General features: G+C 55.3%; 23 protein-coding genes. 4 read left to right on the plus strand and 19 right to left on the minus strand.

Translation table 11 applies throughout. From position 1 onward, the window contains the following. Positions 1-39: 39 nt before the first annotated feature. Genes AVCG78_RS23620 through AVCG78_RS23635 form a run of 4 tightly spaced genes read right to left on the minus strand, consistent with a single transcriptional unit; the run spans position 40 to position 3812 of the window. Positions 40-1425 carry a 3-oxoacid CoA-transferase gene (locus tag AVCG78_RS23620; RefSeq protein WP_071203444.1) on the minus strand — a complete coding sequence of 462 codons (1386 nt, stop codon included), beginning with the start codon at positions 1423-1425 and terminating at the stop codon, positions 40-42. Positions 1426-1466: 41 nt separating this feature from the next. Next, positions 1467-1892: a Zn-ribbon domain-containing OB-fold protein gene (locus tag AVCG78_RS23625; RefSeq protein WP_197434953.1), complete on the minus strand. Its 426-nt coding sequence runs from the start codon at positions 1890-1892 to the stop codon at positions 1467-1469. Then, positions 1889-3040, minus strand: coding sequence for a thiolase domain-containing protein (locus AVCG78_RS23630; RefSeq protein ID WP_071203442.1), 1152 nt, complete (start codon positions 3038-3040; stop codon positions 1889-1891). Before AVCG78_RS23630 ends, AVCG78_RS23625 begins: the two co-directional genes overlap by 4 nt. Before the next feature lie 16 nt (positions 3041-3056). After that, complete coding sequence (locus AVCG78_RS23635; RefSeq protein ID WP_071203570.1) at positions 3057-3812, minus strand: maleate cis-trans isomerase family protein; 756 nt, start codon at positions 3810-3812, stop codon at positions 3057-3059. A gap of 220 nt (positions 3813-4032) precedes the next feature. On the opposite strand from AVCG78_RS23635, the gene AVCG78_RS23640 reads away from it, so the two are divergent. After that, a complete protein-coding gene (locus AVCG78_RS23640; protein WP_015918505.1) occupies positions 4033-4890 on the plus strand; it encodes a helix-turn-helix domain-containing protein in 858 nt (285 codons plus the stop codon). A 282-nt stretch (positions 4891-5172) separates the two neighbouring features. On the opposite strand, the gene AVCG78_RS23645 is transcribed toward AVCG78_RS23640, so the two are convergent. The 7 genes from AVCG78_RS23645 to AVCG78_RS23675 all read right to left on the minus strand — a co-directional run bounded on the left by AVCG78_RS23645 (position 5173) and on the right by AVCG78_RS23675 (position 13822). Continuing rightward, complete coding sequence (locus AVCG78_RS23645; RefSeq protein ID WP_234796134.1) at positions 5173-7077, minus strand: TonB-dependent receptor domain-containing protein; 1905 nt, start codon at positions 7075-7077, stop codon at positions 5173-5175. A gap of 624 nt (positions 7078-7701) precedes the next feature. Continuing rightward, positions 7702-8337 carry a flavin reductase family protein gene (locus AVCG78_RS23650; protein WP_015918503.1) on the minus strand — a complete coding sequence of 212 codons (636 nt, stop codon included), beginning with the start codon at positions 8335-8337 and terminating at the stop codon, positions 7702-7704. Between the two features lie 50 nt (positions 8338-8387). Then, positions 8388-9677: an acyl-CoA dehydrogenase family protein gene (locus tag AVCG78_RS23655; protein WP_071203440.1), complete on the minus strand. Its 1290-nt coding sequence runs from the start codon at positions 9675-9677 to the stop codon at positions 8388-8390. A 631-nt stretch (positions 9678-10308) separates the two neighbouring features. Then, positions 10309-10950 carry an NADPH-dependent F420 reductase gene (locus tag AVCG78_RS23660; RefSeq protein WP_071203439.1) on the minus strand — a complete coding sequence of 214 codons (642 nt, stop codon included), beginning with the start codon at positions 10948-10950 and terminating at the stop codon, positions 10309-10311. 74 nt (positions 10951-11024) lie between these two features. Next, the gene (locus tag AVCG78_RS23665) at positions 11025-11891 is read right to left on the minus strand and encodes a helix-turn-helix domain-containing protein (protein WP_234796133.1); all 867 of its coding nucleotides are present in this window, start codon (positions 11889-11891) and stop codon (positions 11025-11027) included. A 453-nt stretch (positions 11892-12344) separates the two neighbouring features. Further along, a complete protein-coding gene (locus AVCG78_RS23670; RefSeq protein WP_071203437.1) occupies positions 12345-12695 on the minus strand; it encodes a RidA family protein in 351 nt (116 codons plus the stop codon). Continuing rightward, positions 12692-13822 carry an NAD(P)/FAD-dependent oxidoreductase gene (locus tag AVCG78_RS23675; protein ID WP_071203436.1) on the minus strand — a complete coding sequence of 377 codons (1131 nt, stop codon included), beginning with the start codon at positions 13820-13822 and terminating at the stop codon, positions 12692-12694. Before AVCG78_RS23675 ends, AVCG78_RS23670 begins: the two co-directional genes overlap by 4 nt. Positions 13823-13963: 141 nt before the next feature. Between AVCG78_RS23675 and AVCG78_RS23680 the strand changes: the two genes are divergently transcribed. Both AVCG78_RS23680 and AVCG78_RS23685 read left to right on the plus strand, forming a co-directional pair. Next, positions 13964-15124, plus strand: a complete 1161-nt coding sequence (locus tag AVCG78_RS23680) for an ornithine cyclodeaminase (protein WP_234796132.1) — start codon at positions 13964-13966, stop codon at positions 15122-15124. An 8-nt stretch (positions 15125-15132) separates the two neighbouring features. Beyond that, positions 15133-16281, plus strand: a complete 1149-nt coding sequence (locus AVCG78_RS23685; RefSeq protein WP_071203435.1) for an aminotransferase class V-fold PLP-dependent enzyme — start codon at positions 15133-15135, stop codon at positions 16279-16281. A 48-nt stretch (positions 16282-16329) separates the two neighbouring features. Here AVCG78_RS23685 and AVCG78_RS23690 read toward each other — a convergent pair whose 3' ends face one another. The 6 genes from AVCG78_RS23690 to AVCG78_RS23715 all read right to left on the minus strand — a co-directional run bounded on the left by AVCG78_RS23690 (position 16330) and on the right by AVCG78_RS23715 (position 22743). Continuing rightward, a complete protein-coding gene (locus tag AVCG78_RS23690; protein WP_071203964.1) occupies positions 16330-17280 on the minus strand; it encodes a LysR substrate-binding domain-containing protein in 951 nt (316 codons plus the stop codon). Between the two features lie 39 nt (positions 17281-17319). After that, positions 17320-18006, minus strand: a complete 687-nt coding sequence (locus AVCG78_RS23695; protein ID WP_071203434.1) for an ABC transporter permease — start codon at positions 18004-18006, stop codon at positions 17320-17322. Position 18007: 1 nt separating this feature from the next. After that, entirely contained in the window at positions 18008-18718 is a 711-nt protein-coding gene (locus AVCG78_RS23700) for an ABC transporter permease (RefSeq protein WP_234635193.1), read from the minus strand. An 82-nt stretch (positions 18719-18800) separates the two neighbouring features. Then, entirely contained in the window at positions 18801-19586 is a 786-nt protein-coding gene (locus AVCG78_RS23705; protein WP_015918492.1) for a transporter substrate-binding domain-containing protein, read from the minus strand. A 33-nt stretch (positions 19587-19619) separates the two neighbouring features. Further along, positions 19620-20840, minus strand: coding sequence for an amidase (locus tag AVCG78_RS23710; protein ID WP_234796146.1), 1221 nt, complete (start codon positions 20838-20840; stop codon positions 19620-19622). An 811-nt stretch (positions 20841-21651) separates the two neighbouring features. Further along, positions 21652-22743, minus strand: a complete 1092-nt coding sequence (locus AVCG78_RS23715; protein WP_071203431.1) for an NADH:flavin oxidoreductase/NADH oxidase — start codon at positions 22741-22743, stop codon at positions 21652-21654. Between the two features lie 98 nt (positions 22744-22841). On the opposite strand from AVCG78_RS23715, the gene AVCG78_RS23720 reads away from it, so the two are divergent. Further along, on the plus strand, positions 22842-23153 hold the full coding sequence (locus AVCG78_RS23720) for an ArsR/SmtB family transcription factor (protein ID WP_060717738.1): 312 nt from the start codon (positions 22842-22844) through the stop codon (positions 23151-23153). A 247-nt stretch (positions 23154-23400) separates the two neighbouring features. Here AVCG78_RS23720 and nrdF read toward each other — a convergent pair whose 3' ends face one another. Further along, the gene (nrdF, locus tag AVCG78_RS23725; protein ID WP_071203430.1) at positions 23401-24390 is read right to left on the minus strand and encodes a class 1b ribonucleoside-diphosphate reductase subunit beta; all 990 of its coding nucleotides are present in this window, start codon (positions 24388-24390) and stop codon (positions 23401-23403) included. 14 nt (positions 24391-24404) lie between these two features. Then, on the minus strand, positions 24405-26486 hold the full coding sequence (nrdE, locus tag AVCG78_RS23730; RefSeq protein WP_234891504.1) for a class 1b ribonucleoside-diphosphate reductase subunit alpha: 2082 nt from the start codon (positions 26484-26486) through the stop codon (positions 24405-24407). Positions 26487-26501 lie beyond the last annotated feature (15 nt).

The following is a 26501-nucleotide window of genomic DNA, read 5'->3' on the forward strand; positions in this document are numbered from 1 at the left end:
CCGCCGCCTGATACCGACCCAATGGCGGCATCAGGCCGCTCACATCGCCTCTAGTGATTGTGCAAATGTGATGTCGATCGGTGTCAGCGCACGAATTTCATCAGGCGTGAATCCTTCTGCAATCGCAGTCACTTCAAAGCCATTTCCCTGACGCACCAGCAGCGCAAGGTCAGTTACCACCGTATCGACACACGCAAGCGCGCTGAGCGGATAGGAGCATTCGCGCACAAATTTTGGCTTACCCTTGCCATCGCAATGTTCCATGAGAACGATAACCTTGCTCCCGGACGACGCGAGATCCATAGCGCCGCCAATGCCCCCACCTGACTGGCCTGGCACAGCCCAATTGGCGAGATCACCCTTTTCACTGACCTGATAGGCCCCCAAAAGAATCGCGGACAGCTTTCCTGATCGCGCAATTTCAAAGGAGGCTACGCTGTCGAACAAGGCACCACCGGGTCGCATTTTGATGAAGTTTCCTGCCGCATCGAAAAAATCGACATCGAATTGCGTAGGATCCTGCAGCAGATCGTAACCGAGAGCCCCATTCTCCGCGTGAAGAAAGATGGATTTGTCCTGCGTGTGCCCAGCAACCAGCGTGGGCAGGCCTGAGCCAAGATTGACATAGGCACCTTCAGGCAAGAGTGTAGCAGCACGCTTTGCCATATTCGTCCGGGTTAAGGCTGGTTTGCCGAAATATTCCCGCCCACTCTCAGGCGCACGGCGACCCATCCGGCCCGCAGGGGCCGGATATTTGGCAACCGTCTGCACGACGCGCGAAACAAAAATCCCAGGCAAGCCGACGCGTTCGGGCGAGATTTCGCCAGCTTCAACAATGTGCTCCACCTCAACGATGGTCAATTTCGCCGCCCTGGCAAAGCTGGCATGAAAATGCGCACTGCTGCCGCGAAACTCGACATTGCCGAAACGGTCAGCCCGGTATCCACGGATCAGAGCAACATCAACGGGCAGAGCATGTTCGAGAACATAATCCCGCTCGCCAAAGCGCCGTACTTCCTTGCCCTCCTGGAGAGGAGTTCCGACAGTGACGGGGCTATAGAAAGCAGGCAAACCGGCACCCGCCGCCCGCAGTCTCTCCACGAGAATGCCCTGTGGCACCATTTCAAGCGCAATCTCGCCCGCCGCAATCTTTTCCTCTTCCGGCGAAGGCATGCCCGGACGGACGGAGAACGACAGAACAAGCCTGCTTACCTGACCGTTCTGCACAAGGATCTGCGGGCGAAAATCGCCTCCCGCCCCCAGAGAGTTGGCGATGATGGCGAGATTCTTGGCCCCTTGCGCCTGCAACGCCAACACCAAGCTGTTGGGATAGGAATGGCCAACGCCAAAGCCAGCAATTGCAATCGATGCGCCGTCCTTGATATCCGCAACAGCGTCACTGGTACTTTCGAAGACCTTGTTCAATGCCTCCTCCTTCCACTACATCTAAAATTGAATTCGGCAAATCAGGCCGGTGTGAATCGTGGGAGAGCCGTGGCGTCGCTGCTATTGTGAAACACGACTTTTACGCGCTGACCTATGCGCAGCGTTTCCCGGCTATAGTCGACGAGGTTACTGAGCATGCGCACGCCCTCATCAAGGTCGATCAGCGCAAGAATGTAGCCCGGCGTCTCACGATAGGCACCTTCACCTTTCATGACTTCCGTGAAGCTATAGATTTCGCCCAAGCCGGACGCTTCACGCCAGTCAAGCTCAAAACTACCGCACGCGGTGCAGAATGCCTTTGGATACCAAACCGGTTTTGCACAATGCGTGCAGAACGGCAGCAGCAACTTGCCTTTTTGGGCATTCGTCCAGAACGGTTCTGTTTCCGGGAAAACCACCGGCACAGGAATGGGCAGCGCTTGCACTTCTTGACGGTCTTCCATCATGCGTCCTCCTGACCCAACACCAGCGTCACGCTCGCATGCCGCGACATGCCGCCGCCGGTTCCGTGCGCCAGTGCTATGGTGCAGTTTTTGACCTGTGTATTTGGATTGGCTTCGCCCCGCAGCTGGCGCACCGCTTCGATGGTTCGCACCATGCCACCTTGGTAGCCCGGATGGTTGTTGCAGAGGCCGCCGCCATCGGTGTTGATCGGGAGCAGACCATCAAGCCCCAGCGCGCCGCTGGCAACGAAGGCACCACCCTCGCCTTTCGCGCAAAAACCGAGATCTTCCAATGTCATGATGACCGTGATGGTGAAGGAGTCGTAAATCGAGGCATACCGAACGTCTCGCGGGCTCACGCCCGCCTCAGTGAATGCACGGGGTCCTGAAAGCGCCGCTGCTGTGCTGGCAAAATCGCTTGGGCCATCTCCACCATGCCGGATGGCTTCGGCATGACCCAAAAGCTTGACACTCTGACGCTTCAAGCTTCGCGCGATTTCAGGAGCAACAAGAACAAGAGCGCCGCCACCGTCAGTCACGACGCAGCAATCGAGCCGATGAAGGGGATCGGCAATGATTGGTGAATTCACAACATCGTCGATTGAAACGAGCTTGCGCAACAGCGCATTTGGATTGTGTTGCGCATAGGCCGCCGCCGCAACTTTAACGGCGGCGAGCTGTTTTGCCGTTGTACCGTATTCATGCATATGCCGACGCGCAGCCAGCGCATAAATGGCCGCATTGGTTTCGCCATAGACCGTCTCGAAGGGAAATTCCGGTGTATCTGCGGTATGCTTGGCACCACGAATGACACCCCGCACCTTGGCCCCTTGCGTGATGAGGGCGACCTTGCACTTTCCTGCGGCAATGGCAGCAGCGGCATGGCCGACATGCGCCATATAGGAGGAGCCGCCGGTAAAGGTGGAATCGATGTAGCTCAATCTCAGGCCGAGATATTCGGCCATGGAAATGCCGCCGAACCCCAATTGGCCATTGCTGAAATAACCATCCACGTCTTTGATGGACAGGCCCGCGTCGTTAAGTGCGCCCATCGCACATTCTGCATGGATTTGCTGCACGGAATGGTCAGGCAGATTACGGCCCGGATGCTCGTAGGCCCCAACAATAAAGGCCTTGCCACGGATACTCATGTCATTTCCCCAATGTTTACGCGGGCAAGTGTTTGGTGAACAAACGACCAAAGGCCTCGGGGCTATCGTTCAGCCCAGCATTGCGCAGGCACCACCAGAACATTGCCTGATTGCTGGTCAGCACAGGCACACCAAGATCACGCTCAAGCGTGGCGACGATATCGATGACGCGAATGGCCGTGCAGCTGAGGAAGTAAACGTCGGCACCGCAACCTGCATGGTCCAGCGCCCAGCGATACCATTGCCCCGGCTCCACCGATGACATCGCCTTGCCTTCGTCAAGGTCGCGCCCCACAGCGCGGACCACTTCAAAGCCGTGATGTTGGAGAAATGCCGTCTCGCGCTCAACGACGGAGGAAATATAGGGGGTGATCAGCGCGATGCGCTTTGCACCAAGAGCCTTGAGGCCCGCAACCACGCCGTCTGCGGTGCTGGTCGCAGGCCGCGCAGCAATCTTTTCGATCCGTTGGCGCAGCATATTTCCCATTTCCACATCGAACGTCGAAACGGCCGTGCAGTTGAAGACAATGCGATCGACGCCAGCGTCGCACAGCAACGGAACAGCACCTTCGATTTGCCCCGTCATTCCCAAGAGTTCTTCACGGCTACTGCCTGCGAGCTTGAGCCGGGTCGTGAGGAGTGAAACCCCCTCCGGAAGCATCCTCGTCAGTTCCGGCTCAGCCACCGGGTTGCTCGATGGCAACAGCATGCCCAAACTCAGACGCCAGCCATACCCTTTGCCCCGCCCCGAATTGGTTTCTGCATTTGCCATGTTCGCTCCCTTGATAGGCATGCGCTTGATGGCGCACCAATGGGCGTATTTCTGACCTTGACACGGCCCAGAGCCAACTCCCATGTCGCGCTCGTCCGCCTGGTGTCTGGCCCACCCAATCCACAAAAGTTGCCGTTATCGGCACCGTCTGCTCTGGAGCGCAAAGCATATTGACAGACGTTAAAATGAGTGGCCATTTTGATGCGGGAGGAATAACAACATGTCAGAAAACATCAGAGCTTTGTCCCGTGGACTCAATGTGCTTGAGTTTCTCAGCGAAACCGGTGGCGCGACCAGACAGGCCACAGTCGCCCATTTCGGGCTCTCGCGACCGACGATCTATCGTTTACTCGGTACCCTTGAAAAAAGTGGCCTTATCTCGCTTGGTGACGATGGTGTCTATCGACCGACCATTGCCACGCGCGCCCTCAAGGAAGGGCTGACGGATGACGTATGGGCGCTCTGGGCGGCTGAGCCCATTCTGCTCGAGTTACAAAAGGAAGTGGTCTGGACCAGTGAGATCACCACCTTCGATGCTTACAGCTGTACAATGCTCAAGCGTGATACAACCCACTCACTAAACCCCTATCATATCAACCTGCTGGATTTTGATGACAACCACCGATCAATGCTGACAAGTGCATGCGGTCTTGCCTATTTGGCCTTCTGCCCCCAACAACAGCGGGCGCAGATTCTCGAGCATCTCGGACATTTTGGTGATCGGACCCAGTCCGATAGTCAGCGGCCCGATAGTCAGCGGGGTGCCGGTGCCCACACTCGAAATTTGATCAACAAAGTTATTAGCGACGGGTACGCTGTCGAGCAACGAAACTCGTATCCACTGATCGCGGCCATCGCCGTTCCCATTCGTTATGACAATCGTGTGCTTGCATGTCTGAGCATTGTTTGGCTTCCGCGTGCTGTAAAGCTGCAGGATGGCATCACTCAGTTTTTACCGGCTCTCAAGCGAGCACAATCTTTCATTGAACAGAAGCTCCTGGACGATGCCTCAATTGAGTATGATACGAATTTTACCGCCAAATATGTCCATCATGGGCAACAGCACGAGCTGATTTAATCGAATCCTATCCGTTTATTTTTTTAAGTTTCAGGCAATAATCGAGGCAAGACACAAAACCAAAATCGTCGTCTGGCGGTAAACCGGACGACGAAAAATAGTCTCTCGGAATGCGAAAATTCAGCAATCAGAAGCTTATATGACGAGGCTTTGGGCCGCATTCGTTATCGAAGCGTACACGTCTTCGCATGCCGGAAAATTGGTGCAACGTCACGCAGCATTGAACTCACCTCACGTTGAGAATGCACTTTCCGACGTGTCAAATTGCGCTGTTTATAACCGTCAGAATGTCACTCGAAGCCCGGCATAGAAGGCGCGCCCGTCGCCAGGAATGTAACCCAACGAATTTGTCAGGCCCAAACTGGGGATGGAGTTGACTTTTATAAGCGCTGCCATTGCGTTATATTTCGTATCGAAAACATTGGTTATGAGCCCGAAAATTTCAGCATTGTCACTGAGCTTATAGCTCGCATTCAGTGAAAGGAGCGCATAAGGGTCTGACTTTTTGAGCGTATTGTTCTCGTCAAATTGAGCATAGCTTCCAGCAACTCCCGTACCCAAAGCGCCAATTTTCAGGCGATCATTGACGGCATAGTCGACACTCACGTTCAATATCTGGTTCGGGATATTGGGCATTTCCGAGCCCTTAGGGACAGTGATATTGCCCATGGCATCTGCAGAGGGATTATCCGAACTGAATTCCGTAAATTCCTTTTCGAAGGTTGATTTTTGCAGGATGTAGTCAAGGCCGATCGTCCAGGGACCGGTTTCCAGGGCCGCATTGAAACGAACGCCCCGGCGCCAGCTGTCACCTACATTGCTGAACATCGGTCGTGTTTCACGCAATACCAGCCAATAGGTATCCGAGGTCATCTGCGAAAACAGCCGCACATTCCATGAGAGGGTTGCATCGCCGAGTACGGTGTTTTGTCCGCGAAGGCCAGCTTCGAAATTGTTCGAGTGCGTCTGCAAAAGCGGTTCGTCGGCGATCGGGAAGTTGGGAAACGCACAGGTTGATGCGAGATTGCTGCACATCGTCCCAAAAGAAGTAGGAGCCCGGCTTTCGCGGTTGTAGCCGGCATATCCCACCAAATCACTGTTGAACTTGTAGGTGAGGCCGATTGACGGATCGACGCTGTAGTAGGTTTTGTGCATGTTCAGATCATAGTCGTAGGTGACGTTCGTTGCCGAACCATTGTAGCGATTGAGGTCTGAAACGTTAAATCGCAGCGCACTGCCAACCGTCAGCCGATCCGTCACCGCGAGCTGATCTGCAGCATAAAGCGAGAAATAAAGCGCTCGCAAATCTGCCGAGGTTGTCTGATAAACTCCCTGGTCATTGGTGTAGACATAGTCGCTGGTATATTCACCCAGGCTTCTCGAAACCGTACCAGAGGTTGTCGATCCGTCGAGTGCGGCCCCAATGACGAAATCGTTCGCCCGCCCCAAAAGGGTATCGCTGACTCGTCCCTCGAGTGATGCACCGTAGGTGTAAGCGTCTTCACTGTAATTGGTAAGCGATGCGTAACGGTATGAACTGGAATATAATGGAAAACGATTACCATTCAGGGTGAGATACGGCGAGCCCATCATGTTGCAAAGTGTCGCTGCGTTGTCGGCGCAGGATTGCGGGGTTTCACCATCGGCCCATTGCTTAGTCCGTGACACGTGACCAATGTAGGTTTTGCCATTCACGTTCCAACCTGAGTCCGTCTCATGCTCGCCGGAAAGCTGTATCTTCCATCGTCTGTCCGTGTCGCCGCTTGGCGCTATGAAGGAACTTGAACGGTCCTTCGCAAGCATTTCCGCCGGTGTCAGGCCGTTGCCGGAGGACTTAAGGTCCTGGCCACTCAAGGAAAGGTGCAGGGCTGACGTGTCATTTCGCCAACCAAGGTCACCATAGAATTCGTACTGTTTACTGTCGGTATCATCACGCCAGCTCGGATCCTGGACTCTGCTACCGGCGAAATAGGTCGAGAAATTGTCTTTGGAATTGCCGGTCTGGACGGTCTCGCGATTGCGCCCGAAGGACCCTCCCATGGTGTAGATCTCAGTCCCGATATGATTGAAGCCGTCCGGAGCCGGGCGCGGTTTGGCCAAGTCCCCAAGGCCGATCAGAATTTGATCCGGTTTCAGCGCTCCAACCATGCCCGGTGGCATCACAAAGATCGGATTGATGTTGCCCACCGCCGGAGGTCCACCAAGCGGGGGACCGAGATTGAACGATTTACGTGGCACGATCATTCCGAAGGGCGGCGGCGGCAATCCATCGGGTCCAGACGCGGCCCCCGGACCGGCACCCGGCCCCGGCCCTTGACCAGGGCCTGGTCCTGCTCCGGAACCGGGGCCCTGGCCTGGAGCTGCACTTGGACCCACACTTGAACCATTGTCCACCAACGTCAGATCAGGGCAATTCTTGGTGTTGGGATCTTTCGAGCGCTTTGTCTGGTCACCGCCGGGACAATCAAGCTTCTGCGCGTCCGTCGTTGGATTTCGGTTTGTCTTTGCTATTTTAACTGCGCCATCCTGTGCGGACGCTCCCGCGCAAACCATCCCCAAAGTGAGGGCACAGCAACTCGCAGCAAGACATAAGCCTGCCTTTGAACACATTCCTTGTCCTCCCCAAGTTATGCATGTCGTTTTTTTGGAAATAGCTAATCGTTGACCCGCTCCCATTCGGCCCTGCATTCATCAACGATGACCGATCAGGGGTCGCGCCCTGATCGGTGACGGCTTTCAGAGTGTGAAAGCGATCAAAATTGCACGATTATTCCCTTTGAATTTTGCGGCTTGCTCCCTCCCGCAAGCCGCTCAAGGGCAACGATATTCACGGCTACAGTAAACGAGAGCCCGTGCTCCTTCAGCTTCACTGACCTCGTCAACTTCTGCGATAATGAGCATATGTGTGCCAACAATCTGGGTGAAGTTGACTTGGCAATGGAACACCGCTGTCGCCTCATTCAACTCTGGAATCCCGAATCGGCTGGTCTTCCAGTCGCCCATCGCGAATTTATCGGGCAAAAACGTCCCGAAACGGCCTGCAAAGGCATCGGCTATGGGGATATGCTTGCGTGCATTCAGAACATTGAGAGTGAAATGGCGGTTTTTCTCAAGGGCCTGACATGTACGTGAGGACTGGTTGAGGCAGATCATCAGGGTCGGTCGGTCTCCATCGGCAGAGACGGAACTCATTGCTGAGATTGTGACGCCCGCACGCCCTGCCGGGCCATCGGTGGCAACAATAGAAACGGGAGCCGCAACCCGCCCCATGCCAGAGATGAATTTCGCTTTCAGAGCGGCTTTTTCCTCGGCTGCGGTCAGCCCGCCCCCGCTTGTTACCGCCGAGGTCTCTATCTGCTGTGGTTCTGATGTCCAGTCCGTTGCAGGAAGAACACTCTTGGTGTCCGCTGCAACCTTATCATTGTTGGTGTGAACGTGATGTTGCATACCCACCTCCCATTGAGTTTCGCGTGCGCCTGTTTTCCAATTCCGGTTGCTTACGGGCGGGGGCCTTGCGGTCCTTCTGGAAATCTCCGCGCAGCCAACTGCATGGCCGTTTTGTCGAATTGCAGGCCGGGATTGGTGCGCGCCATGGAAATGTCACGGTAATAGCGCTGAAGCCGCGAGCCATTTTTCGCCGAGGTGCTCGTACCGGCAGCACTGTAGAGGATCTCGACCGCGTCCATCGACAGATGCGCTGCGTGCTGCAACCCTGCTTGAATGCGCAGATCGTCGAACTCCGTATAAGCGCTGGGGTCCTTCACGCCACGTTCGCAATAGTCGAGATAGGAACGAGTGCCGGCTGCCAGAGCATTGGATGCCATTTCGAGCATGCCCAGCGCGACGCCGTAGGGTCGGTGGAAGTCCGGTACACCCGGCATCGGAGGCCCAAATTTAGGAGCCCCTGCCCGCAGTCCCACGATCCGTTCGAATTCGTCCAGCGCAGCAAAGCCGACGCCAACCAAAATTGAGGTGATCTCCGCCTGGAAGAAGCCGAACATACGGCCTGAATACATGGAGTTGCCGTGCAACTTGTAACCTTCGGTGCCACCATCGATATTGACGGCGAAGAAGTTTTGGCGAACCAGCAGAGCCTTGGGGATCCATTGCTTGTCGATGCGAATGCTGTTTGAGCCACTGGCGCGCATGCCGATGAAGTCGCGCCAGTTGTCGATCATCTCCCAGCCAGACCTTGGAACCATTGCAATTCCGAGTTCAGGCGGTCCGTCTTTCGCTGGACCCGCGATGCGAACGCCAACGATAGCATGTGTGCTATAGGGCGAACCGGAGCAATAATCCCAGGTTCCGTCAATGATCCAGCCGTCATCGCACTCCGTGGCTGTCCCGCCTGGCACGCCGCGGGCCGGTGCTGCAAATTCGCCGTCATTGCCAAAGATAATGTCTTGGCCAGCCTTATCAAACAAAGCTGCAGCATTCACGGCATGCCCGGAAGCAAGGCAGAGACACCAGCCAGAACCGGGGCAGCCCCGTGCAATTTCGACGATGACACGAGAAAAGACGGTCAGATCAAACTCATAGCCGCCATACATCACAGGCTGCAGAATTCGATAGAAACCGGCCTTGCGAAAACGCTCATGCATTTCAGGAGAATATGTGCCTCGCTCTTCTGCGTCGGCTTGGCCGTCGAGCAAAAGCGGCCGCAAGTCAATGGCGCGCTGTATGATCTGCTCTGGTGTGAGGCCGGGTTCAGGTTGCGCCAATGGCGTCACCTGTTTTTGAGTGCTCTTTGTGGCAAGTACCACGGTGCGTTCTTTGGCAGCGACCACGTCTGAATGCTCCTTGTTTTGAACTCTTCATTCATCGTGTCAGGCCGACTTAAGACGAACAAGGATCAGACAATGTACGTCCGTCGTGCGTACAAAAATCGATTGTCAAATATAAATATATATAAAATTCAATAGGTTGTATCTATGGCTGAAGAGCGCCCAAGTATGGTGAGCGGGTGTCCCATGTTTGATGTATGGCACAGCGCCGTCCTGTCCAAAGCGCAGGGTCAGTTGGTCTAGATTTGCCTTTGGGAAAGTGTGTTGCTTGCAGTTCTGGGCTGATCACTGCCCGCCCTTGGGGCGCGTTGACCAAGGGCGCCTATGCGCTGGCAACATATCATTCTGGTCAATATTGGTAGATGACCGAGGATCTCGCACTGGTAATTAAGGCTGGAATATTCAAATTGTGTGCGAACGATAATTATCGCACGATGCTCTCCGTCGAAACGAATGTCGCACACAATCCTGAGCCGGAGGCGGCTCTCTCTCGGGAAGAATAACAGATCTTATACAAGGACTCGAAGAGATCGACGCATCCTCGTCTTGCAAAATTCCGAATATCTCAACTGCATCAGATGATTGAGATATTCGAAAATGGAATACGAACAGTCATGTTCTCTGTGTCTTCGTATTAGACAAGCGCAGCTTTTGTTTCAGCTTCGGCTTCAGTGGGTGTGTATAGTTTGAACTTGTTCGTCAGCGGGCCGCCCATGGCAATGAGCAAGCCGCCTTCGTCAATCGCGCCAAGATCAATCGGTGTTGCCTTCAGATCCCGCATCAATTGCGCGACTTGCTTCTTGGCCTCCGCATCTGCGCCAGCCAGAAAAAGCACGCTTTCATCCCCAGCGGGAGGCAGTGTTTTGTCGAACACAGGGATCGGCTCATGATTGAAAGCCTTGACCAGCTTTGCACCGGGTAGATAGCCCGCGACGAGTTCACTGGCAATTGCATCGCCGATGACGATGACATCTTCGGGCTTCGGGCCGAGACGATTGTTGGTGGCATCAATCACGGTTTTGCCGTCCCAGGGCAGACCAGCTGTGGCATCGGCGATTTGTGGCCACCGGATCGCAAGGATAATAATATCGGCGGCCAACACCATGTCTTTGCTGGTGGCTGCGCTGGCATTTGGTCCGAGTTGAGAGACCAAATCAGCCAATGTTTCAGGTCCACGCGAGTTCGAAAGAATAACCCGCCAGCCACCGGCTATCGCTTTTGGTGCGAGCATCTGTGCGAGGCGACCTGCCCCAAGAAATCCAAGTGTTTTGGTCATGCTTTGTCCTTCCTCTGAGCCAATAGGGGCCGCCCACGAATGAAACCCCTCGTGGGCGGGCCATATTGATGCAATCAAGCAAGGGCTAGACTGTGAGGCAAGCGATCACGCGTTCCCGTCCGCAGGGTGTATGTTTCAGGGAAGCTTGTAGAGCCCAGCGCCGGTCGTATAAAATGCTCGCGGAGTTGAGCTTCGATCCGGTCACGCGTTGCGAGCAATGGGTCACGTATCTGATCCATCGCGTCTTCAATCGTAAGCATATTGGCCCGCCAGACAACGTTCATGCAGGCAAGTACCTTCCCATTCAAGCGAATGGGTGCAGCAAGGCTGGCGCATCGCGGGTGCGGTAGTTCGTTGCAGGCGCTAACACCATTACGACGACCCGTTTCAATAATCTCCTTAATGAAAGCGCGATCACGCGCGCCCTTATCCTCAGATGCCGATGACGCGTTCAGAGCGCAAAGAATCGACTTCAACTCGTCATCCGGGCAGTGACTGAGATAGGCACGGCCCAGCGGGCTCATCAGCATGGAACGCCGATTGCCGACCATTCCGACATCGCACGACATGGGACTGATGCGATGTGTGGTTCCCTGGATGATCATTGCAGCTTTGTGGTAAACAGCAATGTCCGACGGCCAAATGATCTCCGATGTGAGTTCAAGCAGTGCTGGCAAGGCGATTTCATCAATCCAATTCAGCCGAACGGATGACCTGTTGCCCGCCAATCGCTGCACGCCAGAGCTAAGACGATATTCGTCTCCGAGCTGACTGCGATAGACCAAGTTGAGTTCGCTCAGCGTTTCAAGAATTCGATGGACTGTAGGACGTGGAAGATTGACGTTTTCAGCAATCTCCGGCGGTGCAGCTCCTTTAACCGTATTGAGGTACTGCAACACGTCTATACCGCGCTCCAGTGCTCTGATGCTTTTGTAAGTCATGGTCTCCTCCCATTTGACTTTTTTGGAAAACATGCTCCTCGCTCTATGCATTGTCAAACCTGTCAGATATCGACGAGCGCCGCTCATTCGCCTGCCATCGCCGGCGCTTTACCCGCGAATTCATTGGATTTTCTACCCGTGGTTTCTAGTGGCGGCGTTGGTTCGCCAGGCGGACGGGAGAAAAATAAGACCAAAAAGAACGGGTCGCTTGCCCCGTTCCAAGAGGCGTGACATTGCCATTTGTCGACTGCCCTTGCGACAATCAGAAGCCAGGATTGGCGTCCGCATTCTCAACCGGATGAAAGAACTAAGTCCGCGATTAAACATCTGACGTTTTAGCCAAGTTCTGTTCCCTTTTGACGAAAGGAGGGGTGGGACAAGCCCTTCTCTGCCTGGGTTGGTTTTTCAACTGATGGTCAATGTGATGAACTATTACCCAGCCAAAAGCCGCTGTTACGGTAGAGCGACCGTGAATTGTATTTCGATCCTGATATCCGGCAGGCCTAGAACCGCCTGAACCGTTGCGCGGGCTGGCGGCTCGTCCTTGTCGATCCATGCAGTCCAGGCGCTGTTCATTGCGTCAAAATCCTCGATGTCCCGCAGCCAGATTGTCGCGCTGAGCAGAAGCGACCGGTTCGATCCGATCTTAACGAGAAAAGCGTCGGCCTTGGCCAGTACCTGCTCGGTCTGACCGACGGTGTCCTGGTTCCTGTCATCGGCAGTCAGACCTGAGAAATATGCGACTTTCTCATGGACAACGACACGGCTCAGTCGTTCGGTTTTCGCAATGCGGGTAATCGTCATGCTCTTTGTCCCATTCCATTCTTTGCGGCTAGAAAGCGGTCAGGGCGGAAATCCGTGAGGCTCTCGTGGAGACGCCCGCGGACCACCTCCTGAGCTACCGCTTTGCCCAGATGAGGTGCGATCGATACGCCGCTATGGGTGACGGCAACGTAATAGCCATCCACTCCAGGAACCCACCCGCTGCAGGTCAGGTTGTCGCCGGGTATCGGTCGCACGATCGTGCGGATCGATTCCATATCGTCAGGCTGAATCGCGGGCAGAACCTTTCTAACCGCGTCCAGCAGAAGGGCGGCTTCCGGGCCTTGCGTGTCCAGGGGCTGCATCTTGGTGACGAGAGAGTCGACCGAGACCTTGTGGATCATGAGACGGCCGGCGCCATCCGGACGCACATCAAGATCGTCCATATGGAATTGACGACGAAGCGTTGTCGCGATGGGCAATGTGAAGCCCACAATGCCCATATTCGATGCCATCGGAATGGCCGGCACGCCGTCCAAAACATGCGCCGCCCAGCTACCCGTGCAATTGATGATGGCATCAGCCTCAAAGGCCGCTCCGTCGACGGTCTTGACCGCTTTCGCTACGCCATTTTGAACATCGATCGACGTGACGCCGGAGAATGGTCGGATATCGGCGTTCCACTTTTCTTTCGCCGCGCGCAGAAGCCATGCAGTATAGAGAGCTGGATGGACCCAACCCTCTTCGGGATAATAGACGAGCGGTGATTGTTTGATTGCGCCGTGATCGATTTCCGGTTCCAGCTCAGTCAGCCGGTTTTTGCTGATCCACTCGACACCGTAGCCCCAGTCGCGCATTTGGTCGGCATTGTCGAGTTGGGCTGGCCAATCGCTCTCGTCCGAATACCATTCGATGCTGCCGGTCTGGTGGAACCATGGTGCATGACCAAATTCACGAGCAAGATCGAGATGCGCCCGCATGCCGGCGACATTTAACGCGAAGTAGGGCTGAGGCCTCTTGCCCGTCGCATTGGTCCAGGCGAAACTGGAGGTGGACGCTCCGCCAGCGATCCTCCCAGCCTCAAGTACGGTTACTTGAGCCCCGGCTTTAGCCGCCTCATAGGCCACGGAACTGCCAACGATCCCGGCCCCTATCACTACGATGCGCATATTTTTCTCCTCTTGCCCTCAGTTCGATCGGCATTCCGCCCTCAGTTCGGAAGGCAATAAATGCAGTGATGTGAGCATGTATGGGTGACGCAGGAGCGGAGGGTCAAACAACCACAACGGGGCGGTTTATAAGCAATAGTTATGAAGGGTTCCCGGATCGGAAGTGCATCACATGACTATGAGAAACAGGCAGAAGCTCGCCTCTCCAGGTTATCAAGTTTGCCAATCGCGGGGTTTCTGTTTGATGGTATTTCTTGCCTTGTGTACCACCAGCGCGAGGCCAGAATGTCTTCACCGCCATCCCGAACGGGATACTCGAACACACTTCTGGTGATTGATGGACCGACCGCTGAGTCTCTGGTCTCCATTGATGAGGCCATCGTGCTTGCGGATCTCGCCTTGAGAAAAACATCGGACGAGACAGCACAACAAGACATCCGTCGGATTCTGACCCTTCCCGGTGCAGCCGGAACATGTCTCTCCATCATGTATGGATCAGCAAGCGAAGCCGAGCCATTTGGGGCTAAAGTCCAGTCGGTTTACCCGCAAAACTTTGAGAATGGATTGCCCTCCCATCAGGGTGGCGTTCTGCTTTTTAATCGGCAGACTGGACGGCCCGATGCTCTGATTAACGCCACCGCCATTACAGGTCTGCGGACACCGGCGGCAAGCGCGGTGGCCACGCGTGCGCTTTCGCGCGCCGACGCCTGCGAACTGGCACTCATCGGTTATGGTGAGCAGGCCGAACGGCATATTGCAACGATCCGTGCGGTCCGCAACATATCCCGTGTGCGCGTGTGGGGTCGAAATCCCGAGAAGGCAAAGTTTTTCGCAGATCACCAGACCAGGCTGGGCATCCCGATGGTTCCCTATGGGACGGCTCGAGCGGCCGTGGAGGGAGCGGACATCGTCTGCACGGTAACATCAGCAAAGTCGCCTGTGCTGATGGGAGAATGGCTGACGCCCGGCACCCATATCAACGCGGTTGGAGCGAGTGTCGCAGCTCTCCAGGAGGTGGACCTCGAATGTGTGAAGCGCTCGCGCATCTGGGTCGATTATATGCCAATGGCAATGGCAGCAGCGTCAGACATTTTCGAGCCTTTAGAAAAAGGCATTATTGGCCCTTCAAACCTGATCGGTGAGATTGGCGCAGCATTGAATGGCACCATCACCGGGCGGACCTCGACATCTGAGATCACCCTCTATCGCTCGCTCGGTGTTCCTGCCCAGGACATCCTATTTGCCAACTTCATTTTCCAGAAGGCGAGAGGCCTTGGTCTCGGCGTCGAAGTATCATTGTGAGGATTGACATGCTCCCCAGCCAAAGACATGCGTTTTCAATTCCTGAAGACGTGATCTACCTCGATGCGGCCTACATGTCGCCGATCCCGAACATCGCCACTGAGGCCGGTTGCGATGGGGTTCTGGTCAAGGCGGCTCCCTGGGACATGACCATCAACTCCTACTATGACGAGGTGGAGCGCGTCAGGGAGCTTGCCGCATCGTTCATCGGAGCATCCATCGACGACGTCGGCGTTATTCCGGCAACCAGCTATGGGATCGCCGTTGCCGCAGCAAATGTTCACGTCAGGCCTGGCTCCGTCATCATGATGATGGACAACGAGCATACGTCGCACCGCTATGCCTGGTATGAATTGGCCGAGAAGAAGGGAGCGACGGTTGTAACGGTGCCTCGTCGTCCTGACCAGGAGTGGGGTTCAGCGCTCGCAGCCGCCATCAAGGGCTCAACCGTTCCTGTGTCGGTCGTGGCCGGTACCATCGTCCATTGGTTCGAGGGCATGAGCGTCGATATCGAGGTCGTCGCCGATGCGGCCCATGCGGTCGGAGCTGCCCTCGTGATGGATGGTACGCAATGGGTCGGCGCCGTGCCCTTCGATGTCTCCAAGATACGCCCTGACTTCCTATCCTTTGCAACCTACAAGTTTTTGCTCGGCCCTTATCGTTTGGCATTCCTTTATGCCGACAAGAAATGGCAGGAAGCCGGCAAGCCGATCGAATTCCATTCGTGGAACCGCAAGGGCGGGGAGCGGCCGGATTTCTACCTTGAAACTATGCCAGATTATCTTCCGGGTGCGCGCCGGTTCGACATGGGCGAACGGTCTGACTTCGCCGTGCTGCCGATTGCCATTCGTTCGCTTGAGCTTCTGCAGAGCTGGGGATCGACTGCGGTCTTCAAGCGCCTGGTGCATCTGAACGAATTGATCTGGAAGGAAGCGGAAGCGCGGGGCTTGGAAGGTCCCCGGAAGGATCTCCGCGCACCGCACATATCGGTTGTAGAGCTCGGACAGCGTTTCCGGCCGGATTTCGCCAGAAACCTGAAGGACAACAAGGCCTTTGTCACCGTTCGTGGCACCAAAATGCGGATCACTCCACACGTCTACAATGAAGAGCACGATATCCGCAGGCTTTTTGAACTGGTCGATAGCCTGATACGATAATCACCGTGGTGGGCGTCGTCGATCCGCGAAGCCTGCCTTCCCTACAGCTTACTGCTCGCTGAGGGCTTTGATCCCACGGTCAACGACGTTCATATATTCTCGCGTCGACTGGATAAGATGCTCGATGAAGGTGTCGGCCACAGACGAGGCGATTGTGCCCCATGGTCTATAGACGCTAAGATTGATGTCGAGATGCGGCTGGAAGTCGCGGATCTCGATTGGTAGGTCTTTTGCCATCCAAGCGGAAAGGCGGTCCACCACCGTCACCCCAACCCCGTTGGCAACCAGATTAATACAGGAATGCGAAAGTGCCGCCTCAACCTTGAGGGAGCGGTTGACCCCTCTTTGCTCACAGAGTTCGTCAAGCTGTTTGCGCATCGGATCACCGACGCCCAACGACACGAAGTTCAAGCCGTCAAAATCGTCTGGTTGGACGACGGAAAGTTTGCTCAGCGGATGGCCCTTGGGCATGACGCAGACCGGAGGGGTGGCAATGAGTGCACGCCGAACCACCGACGGTGTCTCATCGTTGACCTCTGACGCGACACCGATATCGAGCTGATTTCGCCCCGCCCGCTGGATGATTGTCGACGAGCTCCTGATATCCAGGGTTATGGCGACGTCGGGATATTGTTTCGTGAAGCTTGCAATGATCGAAGGCATCAGCGTCGACCCGAAAGCAGGCAGGGCTGAGATGTTGAGACGGCCACTCCGGAGCTCCCGGATTTCCTTCGCGATTTGCGATATTCCGCGAACCGTCTCGAACAACCGGCGCACCTCAGCATAGAGCATGTGGGCTTCCGGTGTCGGGATCAAACGCTGACGATGGTTGCGAAATAGCGGAAAGCCAGCCTTGTTCGTCAGCTGCAACAGGATTTTGCTAACTGCTGGCTGGGTGATGTCGAGGGCATCGGCCGCCTTCGTCGTCGTGCCATGCAACATGACCGCCGCAAAGACCTCGACTTCACGCGGTGTAAAATCCACATCCCCTGGGATCACCCTAGCCTCCATTGACGAGAAACAGCAAAGAGGCCTCGATTAGTATCGGGAAGCCAACCGGGTTTCCATATATTTGAAGCCAGAGGTGATGATCGAGGCCAGGACAAAGTAGACAAGAGCTGCTGCGAGCAGCGGCTCGTAGGTTCGAAAGGTCTGGGCGCGAACAAGGTTGGCCGCTGCCATTGTCTCAAAAACCGTAATGGCGGCGGTCAGCGCTGTTCCCTTCAAAAGTAGGATGTTCTGGCCGCCAATCGCCGGAAGCGCGAGCCGGAATGCCTGAGGAAGCAGGATTGATACAGTGATTCGTTGTTTGGACAATCCAAGCGAGCGACCCGCCTCGCTTTGCCCGATCGGGAGGCCGAGAATGGCACCTCTCCAAATTTCCGCACAATAGGCGGCAGTATTCAAAGAAAGCACGACGTAAGCATAGCCATTTGCACTGCGCAACAGCGGCCAAAGAGGGCTGTAGCGGATTGCCGGAACTGTTGCCAGAACCTGGCCGACGCCAAAGTAGAAGATGTAAAGCTGGACCAGAAGCGGTGTGCCGCGAAACGAGAGCATGAAACCGATAACAGGATATCTGATCCACTTCCGCGTGGATATCCTGCCCAGCGCCACCGGAAGCGCCAACAGGTTGCCGGTGATAGCAGAAGCCAGGAACAGCACAATTGTCGTCTGCAAGCCTGTGATAAGTTCACCGGAGAGATAAGATCCGAAATCAGACATCTTATTTACGCCTCCAGGTGAGAGAAGTCTTCACTTCGAGATAATGGAACACAAGCGAGGACGCGCCGGACATAATGAGAAACACCATACCGACCGCCGCATAGAAAAGCAGGTAGTGCCGCGTGGCACCGGCGGCCATCTTGCCGACCAGCACCAGTTCTGTGAACCCGATGAGGCTTACCAATGAGCTTTCCTTGAGGACGATGAGCCACAGATTACCCAGCCCCGGCAGCGCCAGCGGCAACATCTGTGGGATGATCACCAGGAAGAACGCTTGTTTGCGCGTTAGTCCCACTGCAAAGGCTGCTTCGGTCTGACCGCGAGCCACGGCGACGATTGCGCCGCGCAATACTTCCGTGCTGTAGCCACCTTGGACGACGCCAAGCGAGATCGCGGCAGCGATAAAGCCATTCAGCTGGAACTCAACCGACAGGCCCGACATGCTCAATAAATAGCTCAGGGCGTCGGTCGCCGAGTAATAGATCAAAAAGATAACGAGAATATCCGGGACAGACCGGATGACTGTCGTGTAGGTGCCGGCAAAAGATCTGGCCACGACGCTCTTCGACAGTTTGGCAATGGCGCCGACTAGCCCAAGCACCAACCCGATGAGGTAGGCACTGAGGGAAATCTTAATGCTGAGCCACGCGCCTTGCAGCAGCTCGTCGCTCCAGCCTTGGTCGCCAAAGCTGAGTAAAGTGAACCAGGCCATATTTGCATCCATGCCGCATCAATTCGCCGAGTTTGAAGAAGAGCCGGCCATGAAGGACCGGCTCCAACCCTTCACTCGATCATCATTCGCCATAGATGTCGAAGTTGAAATAGCGCTTGGTGATCGCATCGTATTCGCCGCTGGCGCGCACGGCCTTGAGAGCGGCATTCAACTTGTCCTTCAGTGCGGTATCTTCCTTGCGTAGGCCGCCGCCGTCGCCATAACCGAACATCGTTTCGTGAGGCAATGTCACTTTGATTTCGTAAGCCTGCCCCTCAGGCTTGCTCAGGAAGTCCTGGATCTGGATGCCAGCTGCGGCCATGAGGTCGACGCGGCCTGCCTGTATGTCGGCAATCTCATCATCAAGGGTCGGATAGAGCTTGAGGTCAGACATACCGTTGAATTTCTGCTGCATGTAGGTGGCCTGCAGGCTGGAGCTTTGCGCTGCAACGGTAATGCCCTTGAAGGTCTCGGGCTTGGCGACATCGAAGCTGCGTGTATCAGCCTTTGCGCCAACGAGCACGTTGGGAGAGTAGTAGTACTTGTCCGTGAAGTCGATGACCTTCTTGCGCTCGTCGGTAATCGACATGGAACTCCAGATAACGTCGAACTTCTTGGCAAGCAGAGCCGGGATGATGCCGTCCCATGCGACATCAACGATCTCGCACTTGGCCTTCATCTGATTGCAAACGGCGTCCATGAGGTCGATTTCCCAACCCTGCCATTTGCCGCTGGCATCTTTTACTGAGAACGGTGCGTAAGGCTCAGCGGCCACGCCGAAACGAATGACATCGTCAGCAGCGGAGGACGGCTTGGTCATGCCGAATGTTGCGGCGATGACGGACAGTACAATTGCGATCTTTTTCATGTTTTAATTCCCCTTTTTTTGTTGCTGGCAGATTTAACAGGTCGAGCCGGTCTCCAGTCGGCTCAAAGCTTCGCAGACGGAAAACAGATAGTTTTCCGTGTTTCTAGGCGTTGTGATCTGGATGGATGCTGGAAGCGCACCCGCCATGGGCACCGGCATTGCAAGCGCTGGTACACCGAAAAAGTTTGCCCAGCGGCGAAAGTGACCTCCGGCCAGGCCATAAGGCATGAAGTCGTTTCCCACTGCCGTCTGCTCGTCCGACAGCCGTGGTGCAAGTCCCGGCACAACTGGCGTCAGCAGAACATCGACTTCTGACAACAGTCTGTGAAATTCACCTTGGATTTGCGCTTGGTACGCGAGCGCTGATCGATAGGCGGCTTCTGAAATCAAGGCTCCATTCGATAGAAACGCGAGAACCGCTGCCCCAACCCGCCCGGGATGCGCTTCGACAAGCGGGCCATAGAAAGCCGTGAACTCATACACCAGGATTGTCAGCCCTGCTTCGCGAACCTCGCGGGCAAACCGGAATGGGAGGACCTGGATTTGCGCGCCTGCCCTTCGTGCTAAGGCCAGAAACGCGTCATGTGCGGTTGCAATTGCGGGGTCAACCGCTGCTGCATATAAATCGGGGCACAGACCAATTCGCATTCCCGCAACCGACACACGTCTCTTCTCCGGCGTATCGATTCCTGCCATGGCATAATGAAGCAGACGGGCATCCGCCACGTTTCTAGCGATTGGACCGATTGTATCGAAGGTCGGCGCGGTGGGCATCGTGCCTGTCGGGTCAATGACACCATTGGTCGGCTTGAACCCCACGAGACCGGTCGCTGCGGCGGTTGAGCGGTTCGATCCACCGGTGTCGGTTCCGATGGCGGCGATACAAAAGCCCGCTGCTACCGCTGCCGCCGAACCGCTGCTCGTTCCGCCGGTGCCTCTTTCGGCGTCCAGCGGATTGACAACCTTTCCGTACCAGGGATTATCGTGGTTGCCTGCCGTGAGTTCGTGCAGATTGCTTTTGCCAATAATGATCGCGCCAGCCGATCTCAGGTTTGCCACACAACGGGCGTCGTTCACTGCATGGTCCCCATGGAGCAGGTGAGATCCACCGGTCGTTTGCCAGCCACGAACATCGATCATGTCTTTGATCGCAACGGGAATACCGTGCAGCGGGCCAATTCGTTTTCCAGCTCGAATTGCCGCTTCCGCTTGTTGCGCTTCTTCAAGCGCCTCCGCACGCGCTATGAAGATCATCGCCCCAAGTTTATCGTTCTGTTCCTGGATACGCTCAAGGCACGTCTTGACGACCGAGAGGGGCGACAATCCTTCCAGAAACTGGCCTTGAGCTTGGGTAATCGTCTGAGGAAAGGGTTTCGCCACCAGGTTCACTCACTCTCAGGTCTTGGCTTTAGTCAAAATGACGCTAACAGGTCGATTTCAGACTTCCTAATTCCTGCAGGCCGTGGGTTGATTACCAATAGTTATAACGCTGTGGCCACAGCATGTGTGGATCAGGACAGACAGTTCGCTTCAATGTTGGATTTCCGTTCTGTGGCGGTAAACGATACCCGCTGGCCGTTCACCATAGCCGCGAGTTATTCTGTATTCCTCGACGTGAAGAGCACAGGTCCCAAAAAGATTCGGACCTTACAGTCCGCCGCTGGCCGTCTGCAAATGGCAATTTCTGCGCTTGAATGATGCAATCGCATTTCCAAACGAAAAACTGCTTCGCACTTTTCCTGGAATGCTTGTACTCACGTACGCTAAGTACGCTCCGTTCCGGTTCTCAAAATCACCATTTTCGCCAGACCAGCAGCAATTCTTGAACAGACTGTTAGAGACCTCGTTTTATTAACTAAGTCGCTGATTTATGTTCTTTTGGGGCATGGCCCATAATATTGGCAAGTCATCCGGCATGATTGGGCTTTGCGACAGAAGCAGAGAGCCTCTGTCGCAAAGATTGCCGCTCTTTTCTATCGCGCCATTTTTTGCAGAGATTACAAACTGTAACCACCGCGGTTTCCTTAATCGCGGTGGTTATTCTGTTGCGACGGTCTCTTCAGATTCAGGCCGTTCTGTAGCGTTCCAGCCAGTGAGCATATGGTGCGGGAAGTGTCCAGGACGGCTTGTCGATACCTAGCTCAAGCGCCGCTTGATAAGGCCAATGGCTGTTGGCAAGCAGCGGGCGGCCAAGCGACACCATATCTACAAAATCGTCTGCGATTAGTGCATCGGCCTGCTTTGGCTCGCTGATGAACCAGCTCGTGGTGGCGGGAAGTCCAACCTCACGCCGTACCCGTTGGGCGATCGGCCCCATGAAAGCAGGCCCCCACGGAATATTCGCGGTCGGCGTGGAGAAGCCAATGCTGACATCAATAATGTCGAGGCCGCCAGCCTTGAAGCGGCGAACCATTTCGATCCCCTCTTCCAGGTCGTTCGAACCGTCGAATTCGGTCACGCCAAAGCGAGCGGCAAGCGGTAAATGTTCGGGCCAGACATCGCGAACAGCAGCGAGCGTTTCGAGCAGAAATCTGGCTCGTCCGTCAAAGTCACCGCCATAATTGTCTGTGCGCTTATTAGACCAGGTCGAAAAGAAGCTTTGTCCGAGATAGCCATGAGCAAAGTGAAGCTCAAGCCATTCAAAGCCAGCGGCCAGCGCCCGCTTCGCCGCAGAGACAAAGTCTGCCTTGATACGCTCGATATCGGCAAGGGTCATGGCCTGCGGCACCTTGCCAAGATTTGCTCCGAACGCAATGGCGGATGGCGCCAGCGTTTCCCAGCCACGCGGATCAGACCCGGAAATATGGTCGTCTCCCTCCCATGGACGATTGGCGCTCGCTTTGCGGCCTGCGTGTCCGATCTGAATCCCGGGAACGGCACCTGCTGCCTTCATCAAATGCACCGCTTTTTTCCAAGGCTCAATCTGCTCATCGCTCCAGATGCCTGCGCATCCGGGGGTGATACGGCCTTCTGGCGATACTGCTGTCGCCTCAGCGACCACCAAACCTGCCCCGCCGTGCGCGAGTCCAGCCAGATGGACGTGATGCCAGTCATTGATAATGCCGTCCTCGGCCGAATACTGGCACATCGGCGATACCGCAATGCGATTTCGCAGTGTTATGCCTTTGAGTGTGAAAGGGGTAAACAAGGATGACATGGAGACTCCAATTGATCGTTATAAATGCACATATATGTTTTCGATAGTTCGATTACAATCGAACTTTGCAACAAGACATTGTGATGCTAGAATGAACCATGCGCGCCATCCCACATCCCGCTTTGAAAGACGTTACTCTCACCCAGGTGCTCTACGCCCTCAGCGACCCTGTACGGCTTGGTGTCGTGCGTCAGCTTTCAAATGAGGGACAGGCCACATGCTCTGCACTGGATGGGGGCCGGCCGAAGTCCAGCATGTCCCACCACTTTAAAGTCTTGAGAGAGGGCGGCCTGGTTTTTACCCGCACAGATGGACCAACGCACTTGAACGAGCTGCGCCGCGAAGAGATCGATGAGCGATTTCCGGGTCTATTGGACGCTGTCCTGGCCGTATCAGACGAGCCGGGCTGACGGCACCGCACGGTGGTCCCGTGGTGATTGATCGCAGCCCGGCTCGGTTGTAATTTGAAGGCCAAATGGCTTTGGATCTGGTGACCAACGTCAAACGTGAAATGCCGTCAAAGCCCTTCTGCATTCATCTGCACGCCAATATCGTAAATGTCTGATCGACATCTCGGGTGCAGCCTTGAGGGGATCGCACCTACGACCCCATGGTTGATAGTCGAGAGAAGGCGTAAAATATCAGGCTGTACTGTGCTTAAAAATCCCAGTCCTCGTCCTCAGTCGCAACTGCCTTGCCGATGACATAGGAAGAGCCTGAGCCGGAAAAGAAATCATGATTCTCGTCGGCATTCGGCGAGAGTGCCGACAGGATTGCCGGATTGACCTTGCAGGCCTCCGGCGGAAACAGAGCCTCGTAGCCGAGGTTCATCAGCGCCTTGTTCGCGTTGTAATGCAGAAATTTTTTGACGTCCTCTGTCAGTCCGACACCGTCATAGAGCGCCTCGGTGTATTTGGCCTCGTTGTCGTAGAGCTCAAGCAGCAGATCGAAGGCGAAGTCCTTGGTTTCCTGCCGCTGCTCCTCGCTTAAGGGCTCGAGACCACGCTGAAACTTGTAGCCGATGTAATAGCCATGTACAGCCTCGTCGCGGATGATGAGACGGATCATGTCTGCCGTGTTGGTGAGCCTGGCGCGGCTCGACCAAAACATCGGCAGATAGAAGCCGGAGTAAAACAGGAAGCTTTCCAGGAACACACTGGCGATCTTGCGTTTCAGCGGGTCAGGATTGCGATAGTGTTCGAGGATCAGCGCCGACTTCTTCTGGAGAAACTCGTTTTCTTCAGACCAGCGATAGGCATCATCCACGTCGGACGTCGAACACAGGGTCGAGAAGATCGAGGAATAGGAACGGGCATGCACCGCCTCCATGAAGGAGATGTTCGAATAGACCGCCTCCTCATGCGGCGTGATGCAATCCTCCATCAGCGTTGGCGCACCGATACTCGTCTGTATGGTATCGAGCAGGGTCAGTCCCGTGAAGACGCGGATGGTCAACTGCTGTTCCTCCGGCTTCAACGCCGCCCAGGATGGGATGTCGTTTGACAACGGCACCTTCTCCGGCAGCCAGAAATTGCCGGTCAGCCTGTTCCAGACCTCCAGGTCCTTGTCGTCGTCGATGCGGTTCCAGTTGATCGCACGCACCAGCTTGGTTTGCGTCGGAGTGTTGGTCTTCATCTGTATGTTCATGTGATATCTCGATCTCACAGCGCGCAGGATACGCAGCCCTGCACTTGCGTGCCGGTCAGCGCCATCTGGCGAAGGCGAATGTAATAGATGGTCTTGATGCCCTTCTTCCAGGCGTAGATTTGCGCCCGATTGATGTCGCGGGTCGTTGCGGTGTCACGGAAAAACAGCGTCAGCGAAAGACCCTGATCCACATGCTGGGTGGCGGCCGCATAAGTGTCTATGATTTTCTCAGGTCCGATCTCATAGGCGTCCTGATAGTAATCAAGGTTATCATTGCTCATGAAGGCGGCCGGATAGTAGACGCGGCCGATCTTGCCTTCCTTGCGGATCTCGATCTTCGAGACGATCGGATGGATCGAGGATGTCGAATGGTTGATGTAGGAGATCGACCCCGTCGGTGGCACAGCCTGAAGGTTCTGGTTATAAAGGCCGGACGTCATCACCACCTCTTTCAGCGCCAACCAGTCTTCCTGTGTCGGGATCGTGATTCCGGCCGTTTCGAATAGCTCTGCGACGCGCCTGGTCGCTGGAAGCCATTCGGTTTGCGTATATTTGTCGAAATACTCGCCAGACGCATATTTCGAGTTCTCGAAGCCCTTGAAGCTCGTGCCGCGTTCGACGGCGATCCGGTTAGATGCACGAATCGCGTGATAGGTCACCGTGTAGAAATACATGTTGGTGAAATCGATGCCCTCTTCCGATCCGTAGAAGATGCGTTCGCGTGCGAGATAGCCATGCAGGTTCATCTGGCCAAGGCCGATGGCGTGGCTATCGTCATTGCCTCTCTCGATCGAGGGAACCGACGAGATATGGCTCATGTCGGACACGGCGGTCAGCGCCCGGATCGCGGTCTCGATGGTCCTGCCGAAGTCCGAGGAATCCATCACCGCTGCGATGTTCAAGGACCCGAGATTGCAGGAGATGTCCTTACCCATGGTCTTGTAGGACAGGTCGTCATTGTAAGTGCTGACGTCGCTCACCTGTAGGATTTCCGAGCAGAGATTGCTCATCGAGATGCGGCCGGCAATCGGGTTGGCGCGGTTCACCGTGTCCTCGAACATGATATATGGATAGCCGCTCTCGAACTGGATTTCGGCAAGAACCTGGAAGAAATCACGCGCCTTGATCTTCTTCTTGCGAATGCGGCTGTCGGCGACCATCTCGCGGTATTTTTCCGTGACCGAGATTTCTGAAAACGCGACGCCGTAGACACGTTCCACGTCGTAGGGTGAGAACAGGTACATATCCTCGTTGTTCTTCGCCAATTCAAAGGTGATGTCGGGGACCACCACACCGAGCGACAGCGTTTTGATCCTGATCTTCTCGTCGGCGTTTTCACGCTTGGTATCGAGGAAGCGCATGATATCCGGATGATGGGCATTCAGGTAGACAGCCCCTGCCCCCTGGCGCGCACCGAGCTGGTTGGCATAGGAAAAACTGTCCTCCAGCAGCTTCATCACCGGGATGACGCCCGAGGACTGGTTCTCGATTTGCTTGATCGGTGCGCCTGCCTCGCGGATATTGGTCAGGGATAACGCGACCCCACCCCCACGCTTGGAAAGTTGCAGTGCCGAGTTGATGCCACGGGCGATGCTTTCCATATTGTCTTCCATGCGCAGCAGGAAGCAGGAGACCAGTTCGCCGCGTTGCTTCTTGCCGGCATTGAGAAAGGTCGGCGTCGCCGGCTGGAAGCGGCCGGAGATAATCTCGTCGACCATGTCACGTGCCAAAGCCTCATTGCCCTGCGCCAACGTCAACGCCACCATGCAGATCCGGTCTTCGTAGCGCTCCAGATAGCGCTTTCCGTCGAAGGTCTTCAGTGTGTAGCTGGTGTAATATTTGAAGGCGCCGAGAAAGGTCGGAAAGCGAAACTTCCTCGCATAGGCATGGTCGAAAAGATCGCGGACGAAGTTGAACGCATACTGATCCAACACCGCCTGCTCATAGTAGCCTTCGTCCACGAGGTAATCGAGCTTCTCCCGCAGATTATGGAAGAAGACGGTGTTCTGGTTGACGTGCTGCAAGAAATACTGCTTTGCCGCCAGAGCGTCCTTATCGAGTTGGATTTTACCATCCTCATCGTAGAGGTTTAGCATGGCGTTCAGCGCGTG

The sequence above is a fragment of the Gillisella vitis genome, from assembly GCF_021559775.1.
In the GTDB taxonomy this organism is placed as follows: domain Bacteria; phylum Pseudomonadota; class Alphaproteobacteria; order Rhizobiales; family Rhizobiaceae; genus Allorhizobium; species Allorhizobium ampelinum.

Bases quoted from the DNA above. Each gene is read 5' to 3' on its own strand.
- nrdF (WP_071203430.1), bottom strand. From the start codon at position 24,390: ATGAACATACAGATGAAGACCAACACTCCGACGCAAACCAAGCTGGTG.
- AVCG78_RS23685 (WP_071203435.1), top strand. From the start codon at position 15,133: ATGCTCCCCAGCCAAAGACATGCGTTTTCAATTCCTGAAGACGTGATC.
- AVCG78_RS23635 (WP_071203570.1), bottom strand. From the start codon at position 3,812: ATGGCAAATGCAGAAACCAATTCGGGGCGGGGCAAAGGGTATGGCTGG.
- nrdE (WP_234891504.1), bottom strand. From the start codon at position 26,486: ATGCTAAACCTCTACGATGAGGATGGTAAAATCCAACTCGATAAGGAC.
- AVCG78_RS23665 (WP_234796133.1), bottom strand. From the start codon at position 11,891: ATGACTTACAAAAGCATCAGAGCACTGGAGCGCGGTATAGACGTGTTG.
- AVCG78_RS23675 (WP_071203436.1), bottom strand. From the start codon at position 13,822: ATGCGCATCGTAGTGATAGGGGCCGGGATCGTTGGCAGTTCCGTGGCC.
- AVCG78_RS23700 (WP_234635193.1), bottom strand. From the start codon at position 18,718: ATGGCCTGGTTCACTTTACTCAGCTTTGGCGACCAAGGCTGGAGCGAC.
- AVCG78_RS23720 (WP_060717738.1), top strand. From the start codon at position 22,842: ATGCGCGCCATCCCACATCCCGCTTTGAAAGACGTTACTCTCACCCAG.
- AVCG78_RS23660 (WP_071203439.1), bottom strand. From the start codon at position 10,950: ATGACCAAAACACTTGGATTTCTTGGGGCAGGTCGCCTCGCACAGATG.
- AVCG78_RS23710 (WP_234796146.1), bottom strand. From the start codon at position 20,840: ATGATCTTCATAGCGCGTGCGGAGGCGCTTGAAGAAGCGCAACAAGCG.
- AVCG78_RS23670 (WP_071203437.1), bottom strand. From the start codon at position 12,695: ATGACGATTACCCGCATTGCGAAAACCGAACGACTGAGCCGTGTCGTT.
- AVCG78_RS23650 (WP_015918503.1), bottom strand. From the start codon at position 8,337: ATGCAACATCACGTTCACACCAACAATGATAAGGTTGCAGCGGACACC.
- AVCG78_RS23715 (WP_071203431.1), bottom strand. From the start codon at position 22,743: ATGTCATCCTTGTTTACCCCTTTCACACTCAAAGGCATAACACTGCGA.
- AVCG78_RS23630 (WP_071203442.1), bottom strand. From the start codon at position 3,040: ATGAGTATCCGTGGCAAGGCCTTTATTGTTGGGGCCTACGAGCATCCG.
- AVCG78_RS23705 (WP_015918492.1), bottom strand. From the start codon at position 19,586: ATGAAAAAGATCGCAATTGTACTGTCCGTCATCGCCGCAACATTCGGC.
- AVCG78_RS23680 (WP_234796132.1), top strand. From the start codon at position 13,964: ATGAAGGGTTCCCGGATCGGAAGTGCATCACATGACTATGAGAAACAG.
- AVCG78_RS23695 (WP_071203434.1), bottom strand. From the start codon at position 18,006: ATGTCTGATTTCGGATCTTATCTCTCCGGTGAACTTATCACAGGCTTG.
- AVCG78_RS23625 (WP_197434953.1), bottom strand. From the start codon at position 1,892: ATGATGGAAGACCGTCAAGAAGTGCAAGCGCTGCCCATTCCTGTGCCG.
- AVCG78_RS23640 (WP_015918505.1), top strand. From the start codon at position 4,033: ATGTCAGAAAACATCAGAGCTTTGTCCCGTGGACTCAATGTGCTTGAG.